We start from the raw sequence: 26,376 nt of genomic DNA on the forward strand, positions 1-26,376 counted from the left end.
GCACGTGCCGGACTTGCATTCAAGAGTTGAACTCAATCCGACGGCATGGTTCGTCTACCCCGAGGCGCCGAGGACAAGCGGGGTGGCGGGGCGCGACATGGTGGAGGGGCCGCGGGAGGCGGACGGCACCGTGGTTCCGCCTTCGGCGGGCGGGCTTCGTCCGCGCGGCGCCGGGTTCAGCGCAGGCGCTGGCTGATGACCTTCGAGACGCCGTCGCCCTGCATCGAGACGCCGTACAGCGCGTCGGCGACCTCCATCGTGCGCTTCTGGTGCGTGATCACGATGAGCTGCGACGCCTCCTGGAGCTCCTGCATGATCCGGATCAGCCGCTGGAGGTTGGTGTCGTCGAGCGCCGCCTCGACCTCGTCCATGACGTAGAAGGGGCTGGGCCGCGCCTTGAAGATCGACACGAGCAGCGCGACGGCGGTCAGCGACCGCTCGCCGCCCGACAGCAGGCTCAGGCGCTTGACCTTCTTGCCCGGGGGACGCGCCTCGACGTCCACACCCGTGGTGAGCATGTTGTCGGGGTCGGTCAGGATCAGCCGCCCGTCCCCGCCGGGGAAGAGCCGGCTGAAGACGCCCTCGAACTCGCGGGCCGTGTCCCGGTAGGCCTCGGTGAACACCTGCTCGACGCGCTCGTCCACCTCCTTCACCACCTGGAGGAGATCGGCGCGCGTCTTCTTGAGGTCCTCCAGCTGCTCGCTGAGGAACTGGTGGCGCTCCTCCAGCGCGGCGAACTCCTCCAGCGCGAGCGGATTGACCTTGCCGAGCTGCTGGTACGCCCGTTCGGCGGCCTTGAGCCGCTTCTCCTGCTCGGCCCGGTGGAACGGCCGGGGCCGGTTGCGCGGGTGCTCGGGATCCTCGGGCAGCTCCTCGCCCTCGGCCGGGAGGGAGGGCGGCACGAGCTGCTGCGGTCCGTACTCGGCGACGAGCCCCTCCGGCTCGACCCCGAGCTCCTCCAGCGCCTTCGACTCCAGCTGCTCGATCCGCAGCCGCTTCTCCGCGCCGAGCACCTCGCCGCGGTGCACCGAGTCGGTGAGCTTGTCGAGCTCCCCCTTCAGCTCCCGGCCGGTGCTGCGTGCCTCGGCGAGCTCCCGCTCGTACCGGGCCTTGGCGGCGTCGGCGGCGGTGCGCTCCTCCTCGGCGCGGGCGAGGGAGACCTCGACGTGCGCCAGGAGCTGGCGTGCGCCGGACGCCACGGCACCGGCGACCGCCGCCTCGTGCCGCAGCCGGGCCCGCCGCTGCTCGGCACGCGCGCGTGCCTCGCGTTCGGCCCGTGCGGCCCGGTCGAGTCCGTCGGCCCGCCCGGCGAGCCCCTTGACCCGCTCCTCGTGCGTACGCACCTGGAGCCGGGCCTCCATCTCGGTCTGCCGCGCGTTGGCGCCGTCTGCCGCGAGCCGGTCCCGTACGGAGGTGTCCGGTTCCTCCTCCACCGGCAGCTCCTCGGCGACGGCCAGTCGCTCGGCGAGTTCCTCCGCCTCCTCCACGGCCCGGTCGAGCGCTTCCTGCGCCCGCGCGGTCGCCGCGGCGCTGCGCTCGGCCTCCCCGGCGGCTCCGCGCGCCTGCCCGGCCAGCCGGCCGAGCTGCTGCGCGACGGACGACTTCTCGCGCTCGGCGGCCCGTCGCCGCTCCCCCAACTCCTCGACCAGCGCGGCCCGTTCCGCCCGCAGTGCGGTGGCGCGGCGCTGCGCCTCGCCGAGTTCGTCGCACCGTACGGCGAGCTCTTCCAGCTCCGCCGCGGCCTCGTCGACGGACGCCTGCACCTCCAGCAGACTCGGTGCCCCGGCGGAGCCGCCCTGCGCGAAGTGCGCGCCCAGCAGGTCACCCTCGGCGGTCACCGCGGTCAGCTCGGGACGGGCGTACACCAGGTCCTCGGCGTCCTCCAGCGTGCCGACGACGACGATCCCGCGCAGCAGCCGCCGCACGGCGGGCATCAGCTCGGCGGGCCCCCGGACGAGATCGGCGGCGTACGGCGGTCCGCCGTGCCGGATCGCGTCCTCGTCGGCACCGGCCACCGCGGCCTCCCGCCCACCGGAGTCCACGGGGGACGGCTCTCCGGTGCCGTCCGCGGCACCGTCCCGCAGTACGTCCGCGCGCGCGGCGTCGCCCGCCGGCGGTTCCTCGGGGGCGCCCGCGAGCAGCAGGGCCGCGCGACCGGCGTCCTGTTTGCGCAGCAGGCGGATGGCCTCCGCGGCCGAGGCCGGCGTGGTCACGGCGATGGCGTCCGCCGCGGCGCCGAAGGCCGCGGCGAGGGCGACCTCGTGTCCGGGGGCGACGTTGAGCAGTTCGGCGGCGGGGCCGAGCAGGCCGCCCAGCCGGTCCTTCGCGCCGAGCAGCGCGCCCGTGCCGTCCTTGCGGCGCAGCCCGAGGGCGAGGGCGTCGCGGCGGGCCTGGGTGGCGGCGCGTCTGCGTTCCGCCGTCGTGAGCGCCTCGCGGGCGGCCGTGAGGTCGGCCTCCGCCTCGGCGAGGGCGGCCTTGGCCGCCTCGTGCCGTTCGGCCAGTTCCTGGTCGCCCGCGTCGAGGCCGTCGACCTCCGCCTTCAGCTGCTCGTACTCCTCCTGCGCCGCGACCGCCCGCTCCTGCGCCTCGTCGCGGCCGGCGGCCAGGCGGTCGATCTCGGCCTGGGCGGACGCGGCCCGCGAACGGGCGGCGTTGACCTGGCCGTTGAGCCGGGCGAGACCCTCACGCCGGTCGGCGATGGCGCGGGCGACGTCCCTGAGGCGGCGTTCCTCGACGGCGAGCTCCCGCTCCAGCTCCGCCCGGTGCGCGACGGTGTCCTCCAGGGCGTGCTGGGCCGCCTCCAGGGCCGCTTCGAGCTCGGCCTCCTGCTCGCGGATCCGGGCGGCCTCGCGCTCCAGGTCCTCGGGGTCGCGCCCGCGCCGTTCCTCGGCGGGAGCGGACGTGGCGCTCTTCACGCGCGCGTCGGCCAGCGAGACGGTGCCGCGCACCCGCTCGGCGAGCTGGGAGAGTTCGTACCAGGTCTGCTGGGCGCGCTGGAGGCGCGGGGCGAGCCGCCGGACCCCGTCCTCCAGCAGGGACTCGCGCTGAAGGGCCTTCTTCAGTTCGGCCTCGGCGCTCTCCTTGCGTTCCTTGAGGGCCGCTTCGTCGGCGATCTCGGCCCGGAGCGCCTGGCGCAGCCGTACGAGGTCGTCGGCGAGCAGCCGCAGCCGCGCGTCCCGCAGGTCGGCCTGGATGACGGCGGCGCGGCGGGCGACGGCGGCCTGGCGTCCCAGCGGCTTCAGCTGTCTGCGGAGTTCGTCGGTGAGGTCCTGCACGCGCGCGAGGTTCGCCTTCATCGCGTCCAGCTTCCGCAGCGCCTTCTCCTTGCGCTTGCGGTGCTTGAGGACGCCGGCGGCCTCCTCGATGAAGGCGCGCCGCCCCATGGGGTCGGCGTGCAGGACGGAGTCGAGCTGGCCCTGGCCGACGATGACGTGCATCTCGCGGCCGATGCCGGAGTCGGAGAGCAGTTCCTGGATGTCGAGGAGGCGGCAGGTGTCGCCGTTGATCTGGTACTCGCTGCCGCCGTTGCGGAACATGATCCGCGTGATGGTGACCTCGGCGTACTCGATGGGGAGGGCCCCGTCGGAGTTGTCGATGGTCAGGGACACCTCGGCCCGGCCGAGCGGCGGGCGCCCGGTGGTGCCGGCGAAGATGACGTCCTCCATCTTGCCGCCGCGCAGCGACTTCGCGCCCTGCTCGCCCATGACCCAGCTCAGCGCGTCCACGACGTTGGACTTGCCCGAGCCGTTGGGGCCCACGACACAGGTGATGCCCGGCTCGAACCGCAGCGTGGTCGCCGAGGCGAACGATTTGAACCCGCGGAGGGTCAGGGCCTTGAGGTGCACGCCGCCGGACTCTACCTTTCGCGCCCGTCTCACTCCATGAACGCGCGGTTTCACCCATGAACGTGCAGGGCACACCATCCGTTAAGAGAGTGGGGGTGCGTGGGGGGCAAGAAGAAGGGACGCCGGAGAGGCGTCCCTTGCAATTCTGACAGCGCGGCGGCCGACCGGTACTGCTTCGACCACTGCTGTCGTAGTGCGGCCCAGCGATCAGGTGAGCGCAGGCTCCGCCTGGGGTACGTCGATGCTCTCAAAGGAGTCGTGAGAAGCGGCAGCCGCGAGCGCGTCCTTCTCGGCCTGAATCCGTACGAGCTCGGATTCGAGGTCCTGGACGCGCTGCTGGAGCCGTCGCATCTCGGCGATGAGCCGCGGGTCGGAGCCGCCGACGTAACCGAGAAGCGCCTTTGCCATGATGGATGGTCCTCCACACTGAGTGACCGACCGAAGCGGTGTGGGTCGTGAGGGAATCGCACCCGCGATGCTTGACACTCTTGAGTTCTGCTGCCGTTCCTACATGCCAAACAGCTAAGGTGCGCGGGGCTTTCAGAGTCTCACCAAAAAGTTTGACGGTCAACACGATCACGCCCCGTATCGGCGGGCGACCCGGGGGCACGCGGCCCCGACCGGGCGGCGCGACGACTCCTGCGGGGCCCTCAGGGCGTGGAGATCAACGTCAATGGCGGAGCCTGCCATGACGAGCCGTTCTTGGCAACCACCAGGTCATTCCCGCTCCGGACGGGCTCCGGTGGCGGCGCCGGGACGCCGCTTCGCCGGGGTCGCCGGCGTCTCCGTCAGCGGATGGCGAAACCGTCGTAGATGCCGCGGGGCGTGTCCCATATCTCAGTGACTCCGTCCACGCGCCCGGGTGTGTCGTCCCCGCGGAGCCACTCCAGGAGTCCGTCGCACGCCTTGCGGGGGCCCTCGGCGACCACCTGGACGCGTCCGTCCTCCAAATTGAGAGCAAAACCACTCAGCCCGCCGATCTCCAGGGCCCTGGCACGCGTGAACCAGCGGAAACCCACTCCCTGGACCCTGCCGCGCACCCATGCGACGAGCCGCACATCCTCGTTCATGAGTGCACGCTAACCGGACAATGTCCCTCGGAGCACTTCCTCCCCCTGCGCCATGGGGTACCGTCCCGACCCAATGAGTCTCATGTGAAACTCACTCGTTCGAGTGAGTGATGGTGACCGCAAGGACGAGGAAGGCCAGGAGATGGGACGCCACCGACGCTCCGCCGCCGGCGCCGCCGCCACGGGCCGCGCCACCGGTGTCACGGACACGCACCGGGTACACACGGAGAGCTACGGGCCGGAGAACCTGTACGGCTACGCCGCAGTGGCCGACCTCCCGCAGAACGCCGCCGCGCGCTCGCACCGCAAGAAGAAGGCCGGGGCGCCGGTGCGTACCGGTCTGCTCGGGGTCTCCGCGGCCGTCGCGCTGGGCACCGTCGCGGTGGCCGCCGGCGTGCTGCCGGGCAGCGACAACTACTCGGTCGGCGGTGGCAACGCCTCGGACAAGGTCCAGGCCGCCGACTCCCCGTCCGGCCTGGAGACCGAGCAGGGCGGCTCGACCGCCGCCGCGGAGGACCGCGAGGACACCGGCACGAGCCGTGACGCCCAGCGCTCCGCCTCGCCCTCCGCCGCTCCGTCCAAGACGGCCGAGAAGCCGTCGGCGACGCCGTCCGAGAAGCCTTCCGAGAAGCCCGGCAAGTCGCAGGCGACGAAGAAGCCCGGCCAGGCCGCCACGAAGGCGCCCAGGAAGCCCGCCCCGGCGAACGTGTCGGCCGAGACGGCCGCCGAGACCGCCGTGCTGAAGCTCGTCAACGAGGAGCGGGCCAAGGTCGGCTGCAGCCCGGTGGCGGCCAACAGCGGGCTGTCCGAGCTGGCCGCCGCGTTCAGCGAGGACATGGCCACGCGCGGCTTCTTCGACCACACCGACCCGAGCGGGGCCTCGCCCTGGGACCGGGCGGCGAAGGCCGGCATCACCGACCTGGGCGGCGAGAACATAGCCCGGGGCCAGGCCACCGCCGAGGCGGTCATGGAAGCCTGGATGAACAGCCCCGGCCACCGCGCCAACATACTGAACTGCGACTTCAAGACCCTGGGAGTAGGCGCCCACTTCGGCTCCGGCGGCCCTTGGTGGACGCAGGACTTCGGCTACTGAGCCACCCGCGGAACACGGCCCGGACCCCTGCGGCCCCTGCCGCATCCGGGCCGACCGCAGGCTTTCCTCCGGGCGCGGCGGCCTGGTCCGTCTTCCAGAGCCGGGCGGGATGTCGGAGCCCGGTGAGAGCGTGTCCGGCGTGGAGACGCCCACAGCTCCTTGTGACGGGGACGAAGAGCACGCCGTCATCGCCCGCTTCCGCCTTGCCGCCGACGGTTTCGGCGACGCCGATCAGCGCGAACGGATCTACGAGGCCGAGGACGCCCTGACCGTGGCGGTCGGGGAAGCCGGAGCCGGAGAGTTCGACGGCAACGAGTTCGGGCAGGGCGAGGCCGCGCTCTACGCCTACGGGCCGGACGCGGATCGCCTGTTCAAGGCGATGGAGCCCACCCTTCGCGACCTGCCGTTCAGGCCGGCGCACGTGGTGCTTCGCCGAGGCGACGGTGAGTCCCGCGTCGAACTGTGAGACGGTCCCGAGACCGTCGGCGACCGTCCGGACCCGTCAGACCCCCCACCCCTTCGCCTCCTCACGCAGGTAGTCGGCGAGTTCGGGTGGATGCAGTTCGAGCGCTGCCACGGCGGACGCGTCCAGGGCGACCCGGACCGGTGCGAAGTCGCCCAGGTCGGGATCGTCGAGTTCGGGGCCCCCGCGGCGGCTCGCATCCGTGTCCAGCACGTCCGCCCGGAAGTAGTGCTGGACCACAGTGACCTTCTCGCCCGGTTCGGTCAGCGTCAGGAACTCGGTGGCGGGGCCGATCGTGGCGCCGATCTCTTCCATGACTTCACGGCGCAGAGCCGCTTCGAGGTCGGCGTCGCCGGGCTCGACCCCTCCACCCACGGTCGTCCAGTACGGGGAGCCGCCCGGCCATCCCCGGCGCAGGAAGACCAGGCAACCGTCATCGAACAGGACCGCGCGAACGTTGTGACGGACCTTCATGGGCCGAAGGTAGGCCCGGCCCCGTGCCGGGCGGTAGCAGTCCCGCCGCCCTAGGCCCCGGGCCCGGTCGGACCGAGGTCGGACTCCGGGGCCGCAAGCTCCCGCGTATCGCGGCCCCCGGGCCCGCCCCCGCATCCGCGACGTGAGGCGGGGCACCCCCTACCGAGGCCCCCCGCCCGCGCGCGTCACGCGGCTGCCGTGCGGCCCAGGGCGAAGACTCGCGCCGTCTGCGCGACCCGGCGGCCCAGGTGCTCCGCCGTCGCGACGTCGGACTTGTGGACGCCCTCCGGGCCCTGGTCGTTGTTGGACTGGGCGGCGGCGCCGGCGAAGAAGCCGAGGCGGTTGAGGTCGTTCTCGGAGGCGGTGCTGCTGTTCCAGCCGGGGAGCAGGCCGAGGCTCACCCAGTTCATGCCGTGCTGCGCGGCGAGCGTCTGGAAGAACTGGAGCGTGTGCAGCTTGTCGCCGCTCTTGGACGCGGAGTTGGTGAAGCCGGCCGCCAGCTTGTCCTTCCAGTCCTGCCCGAACCAGCGCTTCGAGGACTCCTCGGCGAACGCGTGGAAGGCGCCGGACGCGGTGCCCATGTACGTGGGCGAGCCGAAGACGATCGCGTCCGAGGCGTCGAGCAGCGCCCACTGCTCCTCGGTGATCTCGTCGACCTTGACCAGGTGGACCTCCGCTCCGGCGTCGGCGGCGCCGGCACGGACGGCCTCGGCGAGGACGGCGGTGTGGCCGTACCCGGAGTGGTAGGCGATGGAGACAACAGGGGTCGTCACGATGGGCTCCTGTGGTGAGGGAGACGGGAGCGGCCGGGATCGGCGCCGCTCCTCGGCGATGACGAAAGGAAAGCACTAACTTCTAGTTAGCGCAACCGACCAGTTAGCGCTGCGGCGCAGTATGCTGACTCCATGGAATCCATCGCGCAGGCAGCCAAGGCCGCGGAAGGCGTCGAGTCCCCGGGCCTCGCGTACGACGTGTTCGCCCGCAGCTGCCCGTCCCGGGGCACGCTGGAGCACGTCACCGGCCGCTGGGGCGCGCTCACGCTCGGGGCGCTGCACGAGGGCTCGTTCCGCTTCAACGAACTGCGCCGCCGCGTCGACGGCGTGAGCGAGAAGATGCTGTCCCAGACGCTGCACGCCCTGGAGCGGGACGGTCTGGTGCACCGCGAGGCCCAGCCGACCAACCCGCCGCGCGTGGACTACGAACTGACGCCGCTGGGCCGCGAGGTCGCCGAGCGCCTGCTGACGCTCATCCACTTCGTGGAGGGCCGCATGGACGACGTACTGGAAGCGCGCGGGCGTTACGACGAGACGCGCGGCGCCACAGCCGTCTGAGAGTCGGCACGCGTGCCGACGGGGCCCGTCGACTCGCGTCGCTCACGCGGAGCCCGGCTCCCCCGCGCCGTTCAGACCGTGACGCGTGGCGCCCGCTGGCACTTGGGGCAGAAGTAGCTGGACCGGTTCATCCAGGCGCGCCTCCGCATCGGCGTGGCACAGCGCCGGCAGGGCAGGCCCTCACGTCCGTACGCGTCGAGCGAGCGGTCGAAGTAGCCCGACTCCCCGTTCACGTTGACGTAGAGGCTGTCGAAGCTGGTGCCTCCGACCGAGAGGGCCGCGTTCATCACGTCCCGTACGTGGCCGAGGAGTTCGGCGGTGCGCGGGCGGGTGAAGCCGGCCGTGGGGCGCTCGTAGTGGATGCGGGCGCGCCACAGCGCCTCGTCCGCGTAGATGTTGCCGACGCCACTGATCAGCGACTGGTCGAGCAGCGCCCGCTTGATGGTCGTACGGCGTCGGCGCAGCGCCTCGTGGAACGCCGCGTCGTCGAAGAGCGGGTCGAGGGGGTCGCGCGCGATGTGGGCGATGACGTCGGGCAGCCCGTCGGGGGTCGTCTCGTGCAACGAGAGCCCGCCGAAGGTGCGTTGGTCGACGAAGCGCAGTTCGGTGCCGAGGTCGTCGGCGAAGCGGACCCGGATCCGCAGGTGCTTCTCGTCGGGGGCTTCGTGCGGCTGTACGAGCAGCTGGCCGCTCATGCCGAGGTGGGCGAGGACCGCGGTGCCGGTGGTCTCCAGCGGGATCCACAGGTACTTGCCGCGGCGGCTCGGGACGCCGACGCGCTGCCCCTGGAGCCGGTGGGCGAAGTCCTCGCCGCCCGCGGTGTGGCGGCGTACGGCACGCGGGTGCAGCACGTGGGCCTCGGCGACGGTGCGGTGGGCGACCCACCGTTCCAGTCCTCGCCGGACGACCTCGACCTCGGGCAGTTCGGGCATGTCTGCTCCCCGCACACCATGACGCCCGCCCCCGTGACAGGGGCGGGCGCTCGGTTTGACTCGTCAGGCGGACGCCGAGGAGGCGTCGGCGTTCCCCTCGGCGTGCTCGACGGCTTCGTCAGCCGCCGATTCGGCCTTGTCCGCGGCCTGAGCCTCGGCTTCGGCCTTCGCGACCTCGGCCTGGGCCTCGGCCGCCGCCTTCTTGCGTTCGTCCGAGGCGGAGCGGATGGAGCGCCACGCGGACTCCGCGGCCTGCTGCTCCGCCTCCTTCTTGCTGCGGCCGGTGCCGGTGCCGTACGAGACGCCTCCGACGCGGGCGGCAGCAGTAAAGGTCTTCTCGTGGTCCGGCCCCGTCTCCGAGACCAGGTACTCGGGAACCCCGAGGCCCTCGGTCGCGGTGAGTTCCTGGAGACTGGTCTTCCAGTCCAGGCCGGCACCCAGATTCGACGACTTTTCGATCAGGGGATCGAAGAGCCGGTGGACGAGTTCGCCCGCCGCCTCGAGCCCCTGGTCGAGGTAGACCGCGCCGATCACCGCTTCGAGGGTGTCGGCGAGGATGGACGCCTTGTCCCGGCCGCCCGTGCCTTCCTCGCCCCGGCCCAGCCGGATGAAGGAGCCGAGGTCGAGCCCGCGGCCCACCTCCGCCAGCGCACGCGAGTTGACCACCGCGGCCCGCAACTTGGCCAGCTGGCCTTCGGGCAGGTCGGGGTGGGTGCGGTACAGCGTGTCCGTGACCACCAGGCCGAGCACGGAGTCCCCGAGGAACTCCAGGCGCTCGTTGGTGGGCAGGCCGCCGTTCTCGTACGCGTAGGAACGGTGCGTCAGTGCACGCACCAGAAGGGCGGACTCCAGCTTGTAGCCGAGCCGCCCTTCCAGAAGCGTGTGGGACGAGGCTGTGTTGTCCGCCTTTTTCTTGGCGTTTGAATCCGCCTTGGCGTCAGACATCAGACCTCTCACCGGCCGCTCAGACCTCGAGGACCTGGCGCTTGTTGTAGGTGCCGCAAGCGGGGCACGCGATGTGCTGCAGCTTGGGCTCGTGGCAGCGCTCGCACGCAACCAGGGTGGGGACCGCAGCCTTCCACTGCGACCGGCGGTGGCGCGTGTTGCTGCGCGACATCTTCCGCTTCGGAACAGCCACGGCTACTTCTCCTGCTTCTCGTCGGCGCGTGCTGATCGAGGCGCGCCGCCGCTCATCTCGTCCTTCTCGCCATCTTCGAGTGAACCGGCGAGTCCCTGCAGTGCCGCCCAACGGATGTCGACGGCGTCGTGGTGGTGGCCCGGGTCGTCAGCCAGCCGTGCTCCGCACTCGGAACACAGGCCTGGGCAGTCTTCCCGGCACACCGGCTGCATCGGCAGTGCGAGCACCACCGCATCCCGCAGCACGGGCTCGAGGTCGAACAGGCCGTCCTCGATGAAGAGAGTGTCCTCGTCTTCCTCGGCGTCGTCGGCCGGCTCCGCTTTCACACGGCCCCGGTCATCGGCGTCAGGGTACGAGAACATCTCCTGGAATTCCGCTTCGAGCTCCAGCTCGAGCGGCTCCAGACACCTTACGCACTCCCCCTTGGCCGATGCACGGGCGGTGCCTGTGACAAGCACCCCTTCCATGACCGACTCCAGGCGGAGGTCCAACTCCACCGGGGCGCCTTCCGGCACTCCGATGACTCCCTGGATGCCCAGATCCGCGGGAGCGTCGATCGAACGGGTCAGGCGCTGCAGCGCGCCAGGACGCCGCCCCAGCTCGTGTGTGTCGAACACAAGAGGGTTGCGGTGGTCGAGGCGGGCGTTCAGAGCCATTCCTGCTTTCGATCTTCGATGTGGGGAGCGCCGCCCTGATCTTCCGGGCAGCTCTGATCGCGGACGTACACGCGACCGAAGAGCTAGGATACTGGACCATTCGCTCACGGCCCAATCCGGTGCGTTCGGGGCCCTCAGTGGCCGCCGCGCCCCTGCTCGTAGGCCCGCAGCTGCTCCGCGCTGATCATGCCGGTGTCGAAGAGGCTGGTCTCGTCGAGGGCCTGGGCCTGCGGCTGCTGGTACGCCTGCTGGTCCTGGTCCTGCCCGTACGCGGACTGCTGGTCCTGGCCGTACGCGGGCTGCTGGTCGTAGCCCTGCTGCTGGTAGCCGTAGGGGTCGGCCTGCTGGTAGCCGTACGCGTCCTGCTGGCCGTACTGCTGCGGGTAACCGTACGGATCCGACTGCTGCTGCTGGTAGGCGTACGCCTCCTGCTGCTGCTGGTAGGACGGCTGGGCCGGCACCTCGGGGGCCTGGGCGGGCTCGGGGGCGTCGGAGAGGTCCGCGAGGCCGGCCAGGTAGTCCGCGTCGCTGGTGTGCTGGACGGCGGTCCCGTCGTCCGTGAGGGAGCCGAGGTCGTCGCTGGCGATGCGGCCGTGCAGCTTCTGGCGGCCCCGGCCGACGGCCTCCAGGGTCTTGGCGAGGACAGCCTCGAAGGCACCGAGCTTGACCCCGACGTACTCGTCCGCGGCGCGGCGCAGCGTCTCCGGGTCCTGGCTGCGCTCGGGGGCGTCCTCGTCCTCGTAGCCCTGCTCGTCGAGGCCGGGTCCGGTGCCGAGGAGCTTCTCGCGGCCGCGGCCGACGGAGCCGAGGGTCTTGGTGAGGACGACCTCGAAGTTGGCGAGCTTGGAGTCGACGTAGTCGTCGGCCTCGGCGCGGATCTCCTCGGCCTCCTGGCGGGCCTCGGCGAGGATGCGGTCGGCCTCGTTCTGGGAGCGGCGGGCGACCTCGGTGTCGGAGATCAGGGAGCCGCGCTCGGCGTGCGCGTTCTCGATGATCCGCTCGGCCTCCTGGCGGGCCTGCTCGACCAGCTGCTCGCGGCCGCCGATCAGCTCCTGGGCCTGGGCCAGCGAGCCCGGCAGGGCCTGGCGCAGCTCTTCGAGCATCGAGAGCAGTTCGGCGCGGTTGACCACGCACGAGGCCGACATGGGCATGGAACGGGCGCCGGAGACCGACGCGACGATCTCATCGAGCTTCTTCTGCACGTCCACCGTGTGCTCGCCACTCTCTACAGCTGTGATGGAGACGGACGGGTCGACTGTACGACCACTCCCGCCACCTCCGACACCGGGTGACGGGCCGTCAGCTCCCGGCGGGCGTCTCAGCTCTGCGCGAGGCGCTCGGTGAGGGCTTCCAGGACCAGCGGCGGGACCAGGTGGGAGACGTCGCCGCCCCAGGCCGCCACTTCCTTGACCAGGGAGGAGGACAGGAAGCTGTAGGTGGGGTTCGTGGGGACGAACAGCGTCTCGACGCCCGACAGGCCGTTGTTCATCTGGGCCATCTGGAGTTCGTAGTCGAAGTCGCTGACGGCGCGCAGCCCCTTGACGATGGCCGGGATGTCGCGCTGCTTGCAGAAGTCGACGAGCAGGCCGTGGAAGGACTCGACCTCGACGTTCCCGAACTCGGCGGTGACCTGGCGGATCAGGTCGATCCGCTCGTCGATCTCGAACAGGCCCTTCTTGGACTGATTGATCATCACCGCGACATGCACCACGTCGTACAGCTTGGAGGCGCGGGCGATGATGTCGAGGTGTCCGTTGGTGATCGGGTCGAATGACCCGGGACAGACGGCGCGGCGCAACTGAGGTCCCTCGCTCTCCGGTCCGGTCATCGTGCGTCTTCGCACGTAGAGGCGGCGCGACCGTACCAAAACGTTCCCTCGCCGTAACGACGGCTCCGGAGCGCCTCGAAGCCGTCCGGCCACCCGAATTCGCCGCCTCTGGTGCTGCGCTCCACGGTGACGAGCGCATCGTCCGCGAGCCAGCTTTCCGTACGGAGTGTGAGCAGGATCTCGCGAAGATCGTCGTCCGAGACGGCGTACGGCGGATCGAGGAACACCAGGTCATAGGGGTCGGCCGGGGCCGCACCGCGGATGATCTGCTCCGCTTTGCCCGATCTGACCTCGGCGCCGGGCAGCGCCAGCGACGCGACGTTCTCCCGGATCACCCGGGCCGCCCGTACGTCGGCCTCGACGAGGAGGGTGTGGGAGGCGCCGCGGCTCAGGGCCTCCAGGCCCACCGCGCCCGAGCCGGCGTACAGGTCGAGGACGCGCTCGCCGTCCAGGGGGCCGCCGAGGAGGGACTGCCAGGTGGAGAAGAGGCCCTCGCGCGCCCGGTCGGAGGTGGGGCGGGTGCCGGTGCCCGGCGGGACGGCCAGACGGCGTCCGCCGGCCCGGCCGGCGATCACGCGGGTCATCTCTTTCGTCCTTCGTGCGTGGGGGCCTTCGCGGGCGGGGTGTGACCGCTCCAGTCTGTCAGCCCAGGCCGCGGCGGCGCGCTCCGACCTCGCTCAGCCCTTGTCCAGGTACTGCTCGCGCTCCTCGTCGAGCAGGGCGTCCAGCGCGGTGCGCAGGCCGGGAAGGCGCTCCAGCTCCGGATCGGCGGCGACGACCGCGGCCGCCTCCTCGCGGGCCTCGGCGATGATCTCCTCGTCGTCGATGACGGTGAGCATGCGCAGCGAGGAGCGGACACCGGACTGGGCCTGGCCGAGGACGTCGCCCTCGCGGCGCTGCTCCAGGTCGATGCGGGAGAGCTCGAAGCCGTCGAGGGTGGACGCCACGGCGGTCAGCCGCTGTCGGGCCGGGCTCGCCTCGGGCATCTCGCTGACCAGCAGGCACAGGCCGGGTGCGGAGCCGCGGCCGACCCGGCCGCGCAGCTGGTGCAGCTGCGAGACGCCGAAGCGGTCGGCGTCCATGATCACCATGGCGGTGGCGTTCGGCACGTTGACCCCGACCTCGATGACCGTCGTCGCGACGAGGACGTCCGTCTCGCCGGCGGCGAAGCGGCGCATCACGGCGTCCTTGTCGTCGGGGGGCATCCTGCCGTGCAGGACCTCGACCCGCAGTCCCTGGAGCGGGCCTTTGGCGAGCTGGTCGGCGATGTCCAGGACGGCGAGCGGCGGGCGCTTCTCGGCGTCGTCCTCGGGGGACTTCTTCTTCGCCTTGCCCTCCTCCTCGTCGCCGATGCGCGGGCAGACGACGTACGCCTGATGGCCGTTCGAGACCTCCTCGCGCACCCGCTCCCAGGCGCGGGCCAGGAAGTGCGGTTTGTCGGCGGCCGGGACGACGTGGCTGGCGATGGGTGAGCGGCCGGCCGGGAGCTGGTCCAGCACGGAGGTCTCCAGGTCACCGAAGACGGTCATCGCCACCGTGCGGGGAATGGGGGTGGCGGTCATGACCAGCAGGTGCGGGGGCTGCTTGCCCTTGCCGCGCAGGGCGTCGCGCTGCTCGACGCCGAAGCGGTGCTGCTCGTCCACCACGACCAGGCCCAGGTCGTGGAACTGCACCTTGTCCTCGATCAGCGCGTGGGTGCCGATGACGATCCCGGCCTCGCCGGTGACCAGGTCCAGCAGGGCCTGCCGCCGGGCCGCCGTGCCCATGGAGCCGGTGAGCAGCACGACCTTGGTGGAGTCCTCGGCGCCGCCGAGCATCCCGCCCTCGGCCAACTCTCCCATCATCTCCGTGATCGACCGGTGGTGCTGCTGGGCGAGCACCTCGGTGGGCGCGAGCATCGCCGCCTGGCCCCCCGCGTCGACCACGGCGAGCATGGCGCGCAGGGCGACCAGGGTCTTTCCGGAACCGACCTCTCCCTGGAGGAGCCGGTGCATCGGGTGTTCGGTGGCGAGGTCGCCGAAGATCTCCGCGGAGACCTTCCGCTGGCCGTCGGTGAGGGTGAACGGCAGCTTGGCGTCGAAGGCCGTGAGCAGGCCGTCGGGCCGCGGTCTGCGGGCGACGGCGGGGAGCTGGGCGTCCGCGTGCCGGCGGCGGGCCAGTGCGACCTGGAGGACGAACGCCTCGTCCCACTTCAGGCGGGCGCGGGCGTCCTCGACGTCCGCCTTGGTGTGCGGGCGGTGGATCTTGAGGAGGGCCTCGGGGAGGGAGACCAGGCCGCGGCCCTCCCTGAGGGAGTCCGGCAGCGGGTCGACGGCCTCCTGGGCGCTCGGCAGGACCGTCTGCACGGCCTTCGCGATCTTCCAGGACTCCAGCTTGGCGGTGGCCGGGTAGAGGGGGATGAGGGAGCCGGCCCAGGTGTCGACCGTCTCCGCCGCCTCGTCCCCGTCGCCGCGCAGCAGCTCGTAGGCGGGGTGGGCGAGCTGGAGGCGGCGGTTGAAGACGGAGACCTTGCCGGAGAACATCGCGCGCGTGCCCGGCAGGAGGTCCTTGTGCGGCTTGTGCACGCCGTTGCCGAAGAAGACGAGCTGGAGGCGGCCGCTGCCGTCCGTGATCGTCACTTCGAGGCGCTGGCCCTTGCCGCGGGGCGCCTTGGACGAGGCGAAGGTCATCAGGCGGGCGTCGGCGACCTGGGCGACCACCGTGGCGTGCTCGTCCATGGGCAGGTCGGCGAGGTGGGTGAGCTGCCCGCGCTCCTCGTACCTGCGGGGATAGTGGTGCAGCAGGTCGCCGACGGTGTGCAGGCCGAGATGCTCGGCCATCACCTTCGCGGTGGCGGGACCGAGCACCTTCTTCAGTGGTTCTTCGAGCGCGGGCACGAGATCCATTGCACACCACGGCACTGACATTGCCGCATACGTCCTGGAAATCCGCTGGTCAGGCGGGTCGTTCGCGGCCTAGGATGACGCGCCCGCCCTGTTCGCGGTCACCGTGCCCCGGGACCGCCCGACCCCGCGCCGTCGCCCGTCCCCCCACCGGCGCTGCGACGATGGACTCACAGACTTCTCAGTCATCCCAGGCACCCCAGTCACCTCACACGTTCCAGGTCGACCTGCGCGGCCTCGTGGACCTCCTCTCCCATCACCTCTACTCGAGTCCCAAGGTCTATCTGCGCGAGCTGCTGCAGAACGCCGTGGACGCCATCACCGCGCGGCGCGCCGAGCAGCCTGACGCCCCGGCCACGGTCCGGCTGTTCGTCGAGGGCGACGGGGGCGCCCTGCGCGTGGAGGACTCCGGCGTCGGACTCACCGAGTCCGACGTGCACAGCCTCCTCGCGACCATCGGCCGCAGCTCCAAGCGCCGCGAGGGGCTGGAGTCGGCGCGTTCCGACTTCCTGGGGCAGTTCGGCATCGGTCTGCTGGCCTGCTTCGTGGTCGCCGAGCGCATCCGCGTCGTCAGCCGCAGCGCCCGTACGCCCGGGGCGCCGCCCGTGGAGTGGACGGCGACCGACGACGGTTCGTACACCGTGCGGACGCTGCCCGACGCGGCGCGGCCCGAACCGGGCACGACCGTGCACCTGGTGGCGCGCGCCGGGGCGGGCGAGTGGCTGACCGAGGAGCGGGTGCGCTCGCTGGCCCGGGACTTCGGGTCGCTGCTGCCGTACGACGTCCGGGTGGGCGAGGAGGCGGTCACGGACCTGCCGGCGCCCTGGGACCGCCCGTACCCGAGCCCCGCGACCCGGCGGGTGGCGCTGGCGCGGCACTGCCACGACCTGTTCGGGTTCACGCCGCTGGACTCGATCGACCTGGACGTGCCGCTCGCCGGGGTCCGCGGTGTCGCCTACGTGCTCCCGTCGGCGGTCAGCCCCGCCCAGCGCGCCGGGCACCGCGTCCACCTCAAGGGCATGCTGCTCACCGAGCGGGCCGAACAGCTCCTGCCCGACTGGGCGTTCTTCGTGCGCTGCGTCCTGGACACGGACAGCCTGCGGCCCACCGCCTCGCGCGAGTCGCTGTACGAGGACGAGACGCTGGCGGGCGTGCGGGACGCGCTCGGCGAGCGCATCCGGTCCTGGCTGACCGGGCTCGCCGCGGGCGACCCGGAGCGGCTCGCGGCCTTCCTGTCCGTGCACCACCTGGGCGTGAAGTCGCTGGCCCGGCACGACAGCGAGATGCTGCGCACGATGCTGCCCTGGCTGCCCTTCGAGACCACCGACGGACGGCTGTCCCTGGAGGAGTTCGCGCAGCGGCACCCGGTGGTGCACTTCACGCGGACCGTGGAGGAGTACCGGCAGGTCGCGCCCATCGCGTCCGCGCAGGGCGTGGGCGTCGTCAACGGCGGCTACACGTACGACGCCGAACTCGTCGCCGCCCTCCCCTCGGTGCGTCCGGGGACGGTCGTCGCCGAGCTGGACGCGGACACCGTCACGGCGCACCTGGACACGGTCGACCCGGCGGAGGAGCTGGCCCTCGCCGGCTTCCTGGCCGCCGCCCGCGCCAAGCTCGACCCCCTGGGCTGCGACGTCACCCTGCGCTCCTTCCACCCCCTGTCCGTACCGGCGCTGCACCTGGACGACCGGGCGGCCCGGCACGAGCAGGCCCGCGCGGACGCCGAGGAGCAGGCCGACGACCTGTGGGCGGGCATCCTCGGCTCGCTGCGCGGCAGCGCCCCGCGCGCCCGGCTGGTCCTGAACCACCTCAACCCGCTGATCCGCAAGGTCAGTTCACTGCGCGACCCCGAACTGATCGGCACGGCCACCGAGTCCCTCTACGGGCAGGCCCTGCTGATGGCGCAGCGCCCACTGCGGCCCGCGGACTCCGCGCTGCTCAACCGCGCGTTCCTCGGCCTCCTCGAATGGGCCACGCACACCGAGTCCGGGGAGGACGACCGCCGATGAGCCAGGTCATGGACTTCGACATGCTGCGCCACGCGATGGCGGAGAACTACGAGCAGCCCGAGGGCCCGGCCCGCAACGCGCGCGCGGAGCAACTGCTCGCCGAGGCGGAGAAGCTGAACATCCCGCTCGCCGTGATCGAGGCGCTCGGACACCAGCTGAAGGTCTACAACTACAGCTCCGAGAAGGACAAGATGTTCGTCCCCTTCGCGCGCCTGCTGCGCATGTGGGACGAACACCCCGAGGACTTCGACGAGTACGAGACCCACTCCCTGCACTGGGTGTTCAAGTGGATGTCCGCCGGCATGCTGGGCCAGCCGCACATCCCGCTCGCCTCCATCGAGAAGTGGCTCGGCGAGATGGAGCACCGCTACCGCCTCGCCGGTCACTCCGAACGGGCCGTGCGCAGCGCCGAGTTCAGCGTGGCGCACCACATCGGCGACCTGGAGCGGGCCGAGCGCGCGTACACGGCGTGGCTGGCCGCGGACCGGGACAGCATGGCCGACTGCCACGCCTGCGAGCTGCACGACCAGGGCTGGTGGCAGGCACTGCGGCACGGGGACGCGCAGGCGCTGGAGATGTGGGGGCCGGTCCTGGAGGGCCGGTACACGTGCGCCCACGAGCCGCACGCGGTCCTGGCGTCCTCGCTGCTGCCGCTGCTGCGGCTGGGCCGGCTCGACGAGGCGCGCGCCCACCACCTGCGCGGCCTGCGGCTGGTGCGCGCCATGGAGAGCATGCGCGGCGCCTACGCGGACCACGTCGAGTTCTGCGCGCTGAGCGGCAACGAGGCACGCGCCCTGGAACTCCTCGCGGAGCGGCCGGCGTACTTCACCGACTCCGGGGAGCCGCGCAGCAGGCTGGACTTCATGGCGGTGGTGGCGCTGCTGATGGACCGGCTGACCGAGCTGGGGCTCGGCGGTCAGCCGGTCCCCGGGCCGGCCGGACGCACCTGGACCGCGGCCGAACTCGCCGTCCGCGCGCGCGGGGAGGCCCTCGCGCTGGCCGCCCGCTTCGACGCGCGCAACGGCACCTCGTACGTCGGTGAGCGCGCCCGCGCCCGCATGGACCGGCGGCCCCTGGTGGACCGGCTGCCGCTGGGCGTACGCAGCACCCGTCCCGCCCCCGCGCCGCGCCCTGCGGCGGCCGTCGCCGCGTCCGGGGAGCCGGCCGCCGAGCCGGACCTGCCCGCGCTGCTCGCGCGGGCGCGGCGGCTGTCCGAGGAGATGGCTCCGGAGGCCGTCGCGGCCTGGGCCGAGGTGGCCCGCGCGGCCGAGGGCGCGGAGCTGGGCCCGCACGACCGCGCGGAGATCGCCGAGCACGAGGCGATGGGCCTGGGCCCGGAGGGCGCGGCGCTCTTCGAACGGGCCGCCGCCCTGTACGCGGAGGCGGGCGACCCGGGTGAGGCGCTCGCGGCACGCGCGCGTGCCGCGTACGCCCACGCCGGGACGGGCCGGACCGAGGAGGCGCTCGCGGCCGTACGGGAGCCGTACGAGCAGGTGCTGGCCCTGCTCGCGGCGGACGCCACGGGCGTACGCCAGGCGGCCTCCGTCCTGGTGGCCCGCGCGCGGATCCTGATGCAGCGCGTGCACGAGGCCGCCGACGAGGAGGTCGGGGACACCGGCGCCGCCACCGCCGAGGCCGGGACGGCCGTGCGGGAGCTGCTTGCGCTCGCGGGGCCGCACACCGACCGGACCTGGCTCGCCGCCCGGGCCGCGGAGGCGCGGGCCATGCTCGCGGAGCTGGCCGCGCACAGCGGGGACGCCCCGGCGGCCGCCGAGCTGTACGAGCGGGCGGTCGCGGAGTTCACGGCGGCCGGGCTGCCGTGGTTCGCCGTGGAGTACCAGGCCCGCCTCGCCGGGATCGCGCGGCACCTCGGCGACCCGGAGACGGCGGAGCGGGCGGTACGGGCGGCGCTGGACGGCGGCGGCCCCTACCTGGAGGCGGTAGGACACGCGCAACTGCACCTCCAGCTGGCCGAGATCCTCGCCGCCGACGGTCGGCCCGGCCCCGCGGCGGAGCACGCCCTGGAGGCGGCGCACTGGGCCGACGAGGGCGGCGAGGGGCCGACGCTCGGCGCCTGGGCGCGGCACCAGCTCGGCGGTTTCCTGCTCGCCCAGGGGCGTTGGGCGGAGGCCGCGGAGGTCCTGGAGTCGGCGCTGCCCGACCTGACGGCGGAGACCCACGGCGACGGCGCGATCGTGCAGACCCGGTGGTGGCTCGGCGACTGCCTCACCGAGCTGGGCGAGCACCGGGCGGCGGCCGAGCACTGGCTGCGGGCCGCCGACATCGCCCGGCACTGGCCCGAGCAGCGCGACCACGCGATGCTCGCCCACCTCGCCGCCGAGGCCCTCGGTCACGCGGACCTGCCCGTCGAGGCCGCCCGGGCGTACGCCCGCGCCGGTGACCTCTGGCGGTCCCTGGGCAACGTCCACGGCCTGGTCCGCTCGCTGCGGGCCCGCGCCTGGATCGCGGCGCGCGGGGAGGCCGGCCTGGACGGGGCCCGGGAACTCATGGCGGAGGCGGTACGCGTGTGCGAGCTGGCGCTGGAGGAGCTGCCGGCGCCCGACTCCGGTGCCTCGGGTGAGGACGACGGCGCGGAGGACCGGGTCCGGCTCGTCTCCGAACTCGGGCAGACGCACCGCCAGTTCGGCGACCTGATCGCCCGCTCCGTCCAGGACGACGCGGCCGAGGACGACGCGCACGCGGCGTTCGAGGAGGCGCTCGGCCAGGTCACGCGGGCGGTCGCGGCCTTCGCGTCCCTCGGTGCCGACGGACTCGACTCCCGCACGGGGTCCGAACTCGCCGCCGGGTGGCTGGAGGCCGACCTGGGGCGTCCCGCCGCGGCCCGGGCACGCGCGCGTGCGGTGCTCGCCGCCTGTGAGGGGCTCGACGGGGACGTGCCGCGGGCGCGGCGGGGCGAGGCGGAGAAGATGCTGGAGCTGATGGCCGGAGCCGAGTAGGCAGGGCCGCTACTCCACCCCGATGAGCAGCAGCGCTCCCTGGCGTCCGCCCCGGTAGACCACGGTGTCCACCGCGAGGTAGGACTCCCGGACGCACGCCTCGAGGTGGGCGGCGACGGTCTCGGGCGCCTCGTCGCCCAGCACGAGGGTGACCATCTCGCCGCCCGCCGACAGCATGCGGTTCAGCACGACCTCGGCGGTGTCGGCGAGGTCGGAGCCGATGACGGCGACGTCGCCGTCGATGAGCCCGAGGATGTCGCCGGCCTGGCAGATGCCCGCCATGGTCCAGGACTGCCGCTCGGCGACCAGGACCTCCGCATGGCGGGTGGCACCGGCGGCGGACGTCATCGCGACGACGTCCTCGTCGAAACGGCGGTCCGGTTCGTGGACGGCGAGCGCGGCGATGCCCTGCACCGCGGACCGGGTCGGGATCAGGGCGACCCGGACGCCCTCCGCGCGTGCCTGTTCGGCGGCGGCGGCCGCGGTGTGGCGCAGTTCCGGGTCGTTCGGCAGGAGCACCACCTCGCGCGCGTGGGCACGCCGTACCGCCTCGACCAGCTCACCGCTGGCGGGCGGCTCCCCCGGTCGCGCGAGCACGCTCGTCGCCCCGGCCTCGGCGTACAGGCCCGCCAGGCCCTCGCCGGGCACGACCGCTACGACGGCCCGCTGGGTGCGCTCCCGGGGCGGGCGCACCGCCCGCCCGCCGGCCGTGTGAGCGTCGTCCAGCCCGAAGTGGGTGATCCGGATCCGGTACGGCCGTCCCGCCTCGATGCCCGCCTCGACGGCGGCGCCGGCGTCGTCGACGTGCACGTGGACGTTCCACAGGCCGTCGCCGCCGACCACGACGAGGGAGTCCCCGAGCCGGTCGAGCCGCTCCCTGAGCCGCGCGACGGCCGCGTCCTCCGCCTCCAGCAGGTAGATCACCTCGAAGGCCGGGCCGTCGGCGTCGGGCGTCGCGTCCGCGCACACCTCGGCGGGGCTCTCCTCGTCGCCGCTCCCGACGGCCACGCGTGCGTGGGCGCCGTCGTCGGCCACGCGCGCGTGGCGGTCGTCCGCGGCGCGCGCCTCCCCCTCCGCCGGCGCGTGCTCCGTCCGCACGGCCAGGACGGATATCGCCGCTCCCCCGGGCGCCTCACCGGTGAACGTCTGCACCAGGGCGGCGAGGACGGCCACGAGGCCCCGGCCGCCCGCGTCGACCACTCCCGCCCGCTCCAGGACGGCCAGCTGCCCCGGTGTCGCCGCCAGGGCCGCCCGCGCTCCCTCGTACGCCGCCCGCGCGACCGCCCCGCAGTCGCCCTCGGCGCCGGTGGCCGCGTCGGCGGCGGCCGAGGCGACGGTGAGCACCGTGCCCTCGACGGGGTGGGCGACGGCCTGGCGGGCGGAGTCGGCCGCGTGCCGAAGGGCGAGCCGCAGCCCCGGTCCGTCGGTGTGAGAGGTGTCACTGTCGGCGGCGAGCACCTGTGCCATGCCGCGCAGCAGCTGCGCGAGGATCGTCCCGGAGTTGCCGCGGGCCCCGATCAGGGCGCCGTGCGCCATGGCCCGCGCGGCCTCCGCCAGGCTGGGCCGCCCGGCCGGGTCCGACGCGGCGCTGTGGCCCTTCTGGCGTGCGGGGTCCGTCACGTACATCGCGTGGTGCCCGGCGAAGACCGCCTCGACGGCCGTGGCCGCCGACTCGACGGTCAGATAGAGGTTCGTCCCGGTGTCACCGTCGGCCACGGGATAGACATTGATGGCGTCGATCTCCTCGCGGGCCCGTCCCAGGGCCTCCAGCGCGAGACCGCACCAGGTGCGCACCGCGGATGCGTCCAATGTCTGCGGCACCTGCGGCACCTGCGCCTCCTTGAGCTGCCGGACGTGGGACGCAGCGTAGACCCAGGACGGGTCCCCGACGGAAGAGGGCCCTGATGAGGCCGGGGAAGGTCCGCGCGCCGCCATGGTAGTTTCGTTGTACGGACGCAGTCGTTGTATGCTGCTCCGGTTGCCCGATCCGATCGGGCCTTCCCCCTGGCACCGCCACTCAGATCCTAGATCTTGATCCCGGCATGCCGGGATCCACCGTAAGAGCATCTGAAGTCTTTGGAGTGACCCGTGGCTGCCAACTGCGACGTCTGCGGCAAGGGGCCGGGCTTCGGCAACAACATCTCGCACTCGCACCGCCGTACGCCCCGTCGCTGGAACCCGAACATCCAGCGCGTCCGTACCGTGGTGGGCGGGACGCCGAAGCGCGTGAACGCTTGCACCTCGTGCATCAAGGCCGGCAAGGTCTCGCGCTGACGCAACTTCCCCACGCTCTGGCTCCGCTCGAGCAGGGGGGATCCCCGTCGCGCGCGGCCACTGCTGGTTCGCTGCTCTGAGCCGGTCCACTTCCCAGTGGACCGGCTTTTTGCTGTCCCCGCGCGCGCGTGGGCCACGGCGCCGCCCGGAAAGGTGCTCACCGCCCCCGCGATGAGCACCTCGGCGTCACGACTCGATGTCCCCGAAGTGGTCCCAGCCGCCCTTGTTGGTCCAGGGCGCCCCGTCGACCGTCACCTGCGGCAGCGCCGACGGGTTGAGCACCTCGCCGATCACCTTCCAGCGTGCGGGCAGCTTCACGTCCGGGGGGAACGTCGCCACGATGGCGTGGTCCTCGCCGCCGGTGAGCACCCACTGGATCGGGTCGACGCCGACGGCCTGCCCGATGTCGTTCATCTGCGAGGGGATGTCGATGTCCCCGGAGCGCACGTCGATGCGCACCTTGCTGGCCTCGGCGATGTGCCCGAGGTCGGCGATCAGGCCGTCGCTGACGTCCGTCATCGAGGTCGCGCCGAGTCCGGCGGCGGCGGGGCCCGCGTGGTACGGCGGTTCGGGGCGCCGGTGCGCCTCCACGAACGCGCGCGGCGAGCGGAAGCCGCGGGACAGCACGGCGAACCCGGCCGCCGACCAGCCCAGCCAGCCCGTCACGGCGACGACGTCGCCGGGCTGCGCGCCGGCCCGGGTCACGGGCTCGTGGTTGCGCAGGTCGCCGAGCGCCGTGATCGCGACGGTGATCGTGTCGCCCCGTACGACGTCGCCGCCGACCACGGCCGCCCCCGCGACCTGGCACTCGTCGCGCAGCCCGTCCATCAGCTCCGACGGCCAGGTGGCGGGCAGTTCGGCCGGCACGACCAGGCCGAGCAGCAGCGCGGTCGGCACGGCTCCCATCGCGGCGATGTCCGCGAGGTTCTGCGCGGCCGCCTTGCGTCCCACGTCGTACGCCGTGGACCAGTCGCGGCGGAAGTGCCGCCCCTCCAGGAGGATGTCGGTGCTCGCCACGACCCTGCGGTCCGGGGCGGCGACGACCGCGGCGTCGTCACCGGGACCGACCCGGACCGCCGGGGTGGTGGTAAGACGCGACGTGAGCTCTCTGATGAGCCCGAACTCCCCCAACTCGCCCACGGTGCCCTTCATCGTCGTACTGCTCCCTCTGCCGCGGCCGGTGCCCGGTCGCGAGCCGTCTCTGTACTCGGTACGGTCGAGTTGACCGTCAACTTGTGCAGTCCGTGCACCCCGGCGCGCAAGCCCCAGGCCCCGCGGGTCTCCCCGTGGCGAGCGGCGACGCGATACCGTGGCGTTCCTTTTCCCCACATGATCCTCGTGGCCGCCCTGGAGGTTCCGTGGTACAGGCGTACATCCTGATCCAGACGGAGGTCGGCAAGGCGTCGACCGTCGCCGAATCGATCAGCAAGATCCCGGGGGTGATCCAGGCCGAGGACGTGACAGGGCCGTACGACGTGATCGTGCGGGCCCAGGCCGACACCGTCGACGAACTCGGCCGCATGGTGGTCGCCAAGGTCCAGCAAGTGGACGGCATCACCCGCACCCTGACCTGCCCGGTCGTGCACCTGTAGCCCCCGTCTACCCTTGGCCGGTGAACATCTTCCGTCACCGGCCGAACGCTGCCCCCGGGCTGTCCGTGCTCGCCCTGTTGATCGCCGTCACCGGCTGCTCCTCAGCAGACGACAGCGCAGCCGCCGCGGTTCCCAGCCCGGGCGAGAACGCCGCCCGGCTGTGCCGGAACCTGGACAAGGTGCTGCCGGAAAAGGTGGACGGCCTGGAGCGGGAGGACCCCGAGCCCCGGTCCGCGCTGACCGCGGGCTGGGGAGGCCCGGCGATCATACTGCGCTGCGGTGTCGTACGACCCGCCGAGATGCTCGATCCGAAGGCGTCCAGCACCGTGATCAACGGCGTGGGCTGGCTGGTGCAGGAACGGGACGACGGCTCGTACGTCTTCACGTCGAGCCTGCGCAGGGCGTACGTCGAGGTACGGCTCAGCGCGGAGCACTCCAAGAACGGGGCGGGGGCGCTCGTCGATCTGGCGAAGCCCGTCAAGAAGGCGATCCCCGAGGGGATCGCCGACTGACGTCGCGGACGGACGGTCAGCGCAGTCCGGTGGACCGCCGCAGCGCCGCCCGGATCAGCAGGTCCACGAGCTCCGGGTAGCCGATGCCGCTCGCCTCCCACATCTTCGGGTACATCGAGATCGGCGTGAAGCCGGGCATGGTGTTGACCTCGTTGATCACGAACTTCCCGTCCTCGGTGAGGAAGAAGTCCGCGCGCACCAGGCCCTCGCAGGACACGGCCTCGAAGGCGTCGACCGCGAGCCGCCGGACGTCGGCGGTCTGCTCGGGCGTCAGCGGGGCGGGCACGATGCCGGGGGTGGAGTCGATGTACTTGGCCTCGAAGTCGTAGTACGCGTGCGACTGGGCCGGCGGGATCTCGGCGGGCAGGCTGGCCCGCGGACCGTCCTCGAACTCCAGGACCCCGCACTCGATCTCGCGGCCGCGCAGCAGCGCCTCCACGATGATCTTCGGGTCGTGGCGCCGGGCCTCCTCGATCGCCTCGTCCAGAGCGCCGAGGTCGTCGACCTTGGTGATGCCGATCGACGAACCCGCGCGCGCGGGCTTCACGAACAGCGGCCAGCCGTGCTCGCCGGCGAAATCGATGATCTTCTTGCGGGCGGCGGAGCGGTCGCCGTCCCACTCGCGCGGCCGGATCACCACGTACGGGCCCACCTCCAGCCCGAAGGAGGTGAACACCCGCTTCATGTACTCCTTGTCCTGGCCGACGGCCGAGGCGAGCACACCGGCGCCGACGTAGGGCACGCCGGAGAGTTCCAGGAGGCCCTGGAGGGTGCCGTCCTCGCCGTAGGGGCCGTGCAGCACGGGGAAGACGACGTCGACCTCGCCGAGGGCCTTGGGGACCGAACCCGGCTCGCTGTAGACGACTTCGCGGTTGGCCGGGTCGACGGGGAGCACCACGCCGCCCTCGCCGGCGTCGGCCAGCTCGTCGACGCTGGGCTGGCGCCGGTCGACGATCGCCATCCGTTCCGGCTCGTCCGCCGTGAGCGCCCAACGGCCGTCCTGGGTGATGCCGATCGGCAGTACGTCGTACTTCGTACGGTCGATGGCGCGCAGGACCGCGCCGGCCGTGACCACGGAGATCCCGTGTTCGGAGCTGCGACCGCCGAAGACGACGGCCACGCGCGGCTTGCGAGGCGGCTGCTCGGGGCTCTGGGGGAGGTTCTCGGTGCTCATATCGCGTTGAGAGTACCCGGTGGTAGGCGGTGAGTCAGCGCCCCACGGCGGCGTTGCCCGAGACCGTCCGCCTGCCGTCGCTCACTGTCGCCCCGACGACAGCGGAGCGTCGCGGCACGCCGCCGCGGGCAGGTCGGGCGGTGCGG

24 protein-coding genes are annotated in these 26,376 nt (G+C 72.6%); 8 read left to right on the forward strand and 16 right to left on the reverse strand.

Annotated features, from left to right (window positions below; all coding sequences use genetic code 11):
- Positions 1 to 176: 176 nt before the first annotated feature.
- From ACZ4VA_RS35100 to ACZ4VA_RS35110, 3 genes are all read right to left on the reverse strand, one after another.
- Positions 177 to 3,845: an AAA family ATPase gene (locus tag ACZ4VA_RS35100; protein ID WP_388906754.1), complete on the reverse strand. Its 3,669-nt coding sequence runs from the start codon at positions 3,843 to 3,845 to the stop codon at positions 177 to 179.
- Between the two features lie 207 nt (positions 3,846 to 4,052).
- Positions 4,053 to 4,253 (reverse strand): hypothetical protein, encoded by a 201-nt coding sequence (locus ACZ4VA_RS35105; RefSeq protein ID WP_355791117.1) that lies wholly within the window; start codon positions 4,251 to 4,253, stop codon positions 4,053 to 4,055.
- A gap of 380 nt (positions 4,254 to 4,633) precedes the next feature.
- Positions 4,634 to 4,915 carry an acylphosphatase gene (locus ACZ4VA_RS35110; RefSeq protein ID WP_355791120.1) on the reverse strand — a complete coding sequence of 94 codons (282 nt, stop codon included), beginning with the start codon at positions 4,913 to 4,915 and terminating at the stop codon, positions 4,634 to 4,636.
- Between the two features lie 142 nt (positions 4,916 to 5,057).
- Here ACZ4VA_RS35110 and ACZ4VA_RS35115 point away from each other — a divergent pair, with 142 nt between their 5' ends.
- The gene (locus ACZ4VA_RS35115) at positions 5,058 to 6,008 is read left to right on the forward strand and encodes a CAP domain-containing protein (RefSeq protein WP_452922562.1); all 951 of its coding nucleotides are present in this window, start codon (positions 5,058 to 5,060) and stop codon (positions 6,006 to 6,008) included.
- Between the two features lie 139 nt (positions 6,009 to 6,147).
- Complete coding sequence (locus tag ACZ4VA_RS35120) at positions 6,148 to 6,474, forward strand: hypothetical protein (protein WP_388906767.1); 327 nt, start codon at positions 6,148 to 6,150, stop codon at positions 6,472 to 6,474.
- A gap of 36 nt (positions 6,475 to 6,510) precedes the next feature.
- Here the strand turns inward: ACZ4VA_RS35120 and ACZ4VA_RS35125 are convergent, their stop codons facing one another.
- Together ACZ4VA_RS35125 and ACZ4VA_RS35130 are read right to left on the reverse strand one after the other, a co-directional pair.
- Positions 6,511 to 6,945 carry an NUDIX hydrolase gene (locus ACZ4VA_RS35125; protein WP_356171934.1) on the reverse strand — a complete coding sequence of 145 codons (435 nt, stop codon included), beginning with the start codon at positions 6,943 to 6,945 and terminating at the stop codon, positions 6,511 to 6,513.
- A 185-nt stretch (positions 6,946 to 7,130) separates the two neighbouring features.
- On the reverse strand, positions 7,131 to 7,718 hold the full coding sequence (locus ACZ4VA_RS35130) for a flavodoxin family protein (RefSeq protein WP_355786449.1): 588 nt from the start codon (positions 7,716 to 7,718) through the stop codon (positions 7,131 to 7,133).
- Between the two features lie 132 nt (positions 7,719 to 7,850).
- Between ACZ4VA_RS35130 and ACZ4VA_RS35135 the strand changes: the two genes are divergently transcribed.
- A complete protein-coding gene (locus ACZ4VA_RS35135) occupies positions 7,851 to 8,276 on the forward strand; it encodes a winged helix-turn-helix transcriptional regulator (RefSeq protein ID WP_355786446.1) in 426 nt (141 codons plus the stop codon).
- Positions 8,277 to 8,347: 71 nt separating this feature from the next.
- Here the strand turns inward: ACZ4VA_RS35135 and mutM are convergent, their stop codons facing one another.
- The 8 genes from mutM to recG form a co-directional block, all read right to left on the reverse strand.
- On the reverse strand, positions 8,348 to 9,208 hold the full coding sequence (gene mutM / locus ACZ4VA_RS35140) for a bifunctional DNA-formamidopyrimidine glycosylase/DNA-(apurinic or apyrimidinic site) lyase (protein ID WP_355786444.1): 861 nt from the start codon (positions 9,206 to 9,208) through the stop codon (positions 8,348 to 8,350).
- Positions 9,209 to 9,271: 63 nt separating this feature from the next.
- On the reverse strand, positions 9,272 to 10,153 hold the full coding sequence (gene rnc / locus ACZ4VA_RS35145) for a ribonuclease III (protein WP_355786442.1): 882 nt from the start codon (positions 10,151 to 10,153) through the stop codon (positions 9,272 to 9,274).
- A gap of 19 nt (positions 10,154 to 10,172) precedes the next feature.
- A complete protein-coding gene (gene rpmF / locus ACZ4VA_RS35150) occupies positions 10,173 to 10,346 on the reverse strand; it encodes a 50S ribosomal protein L32 (RefSeq protein WP_006139588.1) in 174 nt (57 codons plus the stop codon).
- A gap of 2 nt (positions 10,347 to 10,348) precedes the next feature.
- Entirely contained in the window at positions 10,349 to 11,002 is a 654-nt protein-coding gene (locus ACZ4VA_RS35155) for a YceD family protein (RefSeq protein ID WP_355786440.1), read from the reverse strand.
- A gap of 134 nt (positions 11,003 to 11,136) precedes the next feature.
- On the reverse strand, positions 11,137 to 12,210 hold the full coding sequence (locus ACZ4VA_RS35160; protein ID WP_468083996.1) for an ATP synthase F0 subunit B: 1,074 nt from the start codon (positions 12,208 to 12,210) through the stop codon (positions 11,137 to 11,139).
- Between the two features lie 110 nt (positions 12,211 to 12,320).
- A complete protein-coding gene (gene coaD, locus ACZ4VA_RS35165; RefSeq protein WP_355786456.1) occupies positions 12,321 to 12,800 on the reverse strand; it encodes a pantetheine-phosphate adenylyltransferase in 480 nt (159 codons plus the stop codon).
- A gap of 26 nt (positions 12,801 to 12,826) precedes the next feature.
- The gene (gene rsmD / locus ACZ4VA_RS35170; protein WP_356243171.1) at positions 12,827 to 13,414 is read right to left on the reverse strand and encodes a 16S rRNA (guanine(966)-N(2))-methyltransferase RsmD; all 588 of its coding nucleotides are present in this window, start codon (positions 13,412 to 13,414) and stop codon (positions 12,827 to 12,829) included.
- Between the two features lie 93 nt (positions 13,415 to 13,507).
- The gene (recG, locus tag ACZ4VA_RS35175; RefSeq protein ID WP_355788536.1) at positions 13,508 to 15,715 is read right to left on the reverse strand and encodes an ATP-dependent DNA helicase RecG; all 2,208 of its coding nucleotides are present in this window, start codon (positions 15,713 to 15,715) and stop codon (positions 13,508 to 13,510) included.
- 161 nt (positions 15,716 to 15,876) lie between these two features.
- Between recG and ACZ4VA_RS35180 the strand changes: the two genes are divergently transcribed.
- Together ACZ4VA_RS35180 and ACZ4VA_RS35185 are read left to right on the forward strand one after the other, a co-directional pair.
- A complete protein-coding gene (locus ACZ4VA_RS35180; RefSeq protein WP_355788533.1) occupies positions 15,877 to 17,721 on the forward strand; it encodes an HSP90 family protein in 1,845 nt (614 codons plus the stop codon).
- Positions 17,718 to 20,678 carry a tetratricopeptide repeat protein gene (locus ACZ4VA_RS35185; RefSeq protein ID WP_468083999.1) on the forward strand — a complete coding sequence of 987 codons (2,961 nt, stop codon included), beginning with the start codon at positions 17,718 to 17,720 and terminating at the stop codon, positions 20,676 to 20,678. The genes ACZ4VA_RS35180 and ACZ4VA_RS35185 overlap by 4 nt, the downstream gene beginning before the upstream one ends.
- A gap of 9 nt (positions 20,679 to 20,687) precedes the next feature.
- Here ACZ4VA_RS35185 and ACZ4VA_RS35190 read toward each other — a convergent pair whose 3' ends face one another.
- Positions 20,688 to 22,508 (reverse strand): DAK2 domain-containing protein, encoded by a 1,821-nt coding sequence (locus ACZ4VA_RS35190; protein WP_389391731.1) that lies wholly within the window; start codon positions 22,506 to 22,508, stop codon positions 20,688 to 20,690.
- Positions 22,509 to 22,766: 258 nt separating this feature from the next.
- Here ACZ4VA_RS35190 and rpmB point away from each other — a divergent pair, with 258 nt between their 5' ends.
- Complete coding sequence (rpmB, locus tag ACZ4VA_RS35195) at positions 22,767 to 22,952, forward strand: 50S ribosomal protein L28 (RefSeq protein WP_004924906.1); 186 nt, start codon at positions 22,767 to 22,769, stop codon at positions 22,950 to 22,952.
- Positions 22,953 to 23,138: 186 nt separating this feature from the next.
- Here rpmB and ACZ4VA_RS35200 read toward each other — a convergent pair whose 3' ends face one another.
- Positions 23,139 to 24,104, reverse strand: a complete 966-nt coding sequence (locus ACZ4VA_RS35200) for a thiamine-phosphate kinase (protein ID WP_355785655.1) — start codon at positions 24,102 to 24,104, stop codon at positions 23,139 to 23,141.
- A 206-nt stretch (positions 24,105 to 24,310) separates the two neighbouring features.
- Between ACZ4VA_RS35200 and ACZ4VA_RS35205 the strand changes: the two genes are divergently transcribed.
- Both ACZ4VA_RS35205 and ACZ4VA_RS35210 read left to right on the forward strand, forming a co-directional pair.
- Positions 24,311 to 24,544 carry an Lrp/AsnC family transcriptional regulator gene (locus tag ACZ4VA_RS35205; protein WP_121406178.1) on the forward strand — a complete coding sequence of 78 codons (234 nt, stop codon included), beginning with the start codon at positions 24,311 to 24,313 and terminating at the stop codon, positions 24,542 to 24,544.
- Between the two features lie 20 nt (positions 24,545 to 24,564).
- Positions 24,565 to 25,056, forward strand: a complete 492-nt coding sequence (locus tag ACZ4VA_RS35210; protein WP_355791001.1) for a DUF3515 domain-containing protein — start codon at positions 24,565 to 24,567, stop codon at positions 25,054 to 25,056.
- A gap of 16 nt (positions 25,057 to 25,072) precedes the next feature.
- Here the strand turns inward: ACZ4VA_RS35210 and ACZ4VA_RS35215 are convergent, their stop codons facing one another.
- Entirely contained in the window at positions 25,073 to 26,230 is a 1,158-nt protein-coding gene (locus tag ACZ4VA_RS35215) for a D-alanine--D-alanine ligase family protein (protein WP_356171914.1), read from the reverse strand.
- Between the last annotated feature and the right edge of the window lie 146 nt (positions 26,231 to 26,376).

The sequence above is a fragment of the Streptomyces sp. NPDC028308 genome (assembly GCF_055565855.1).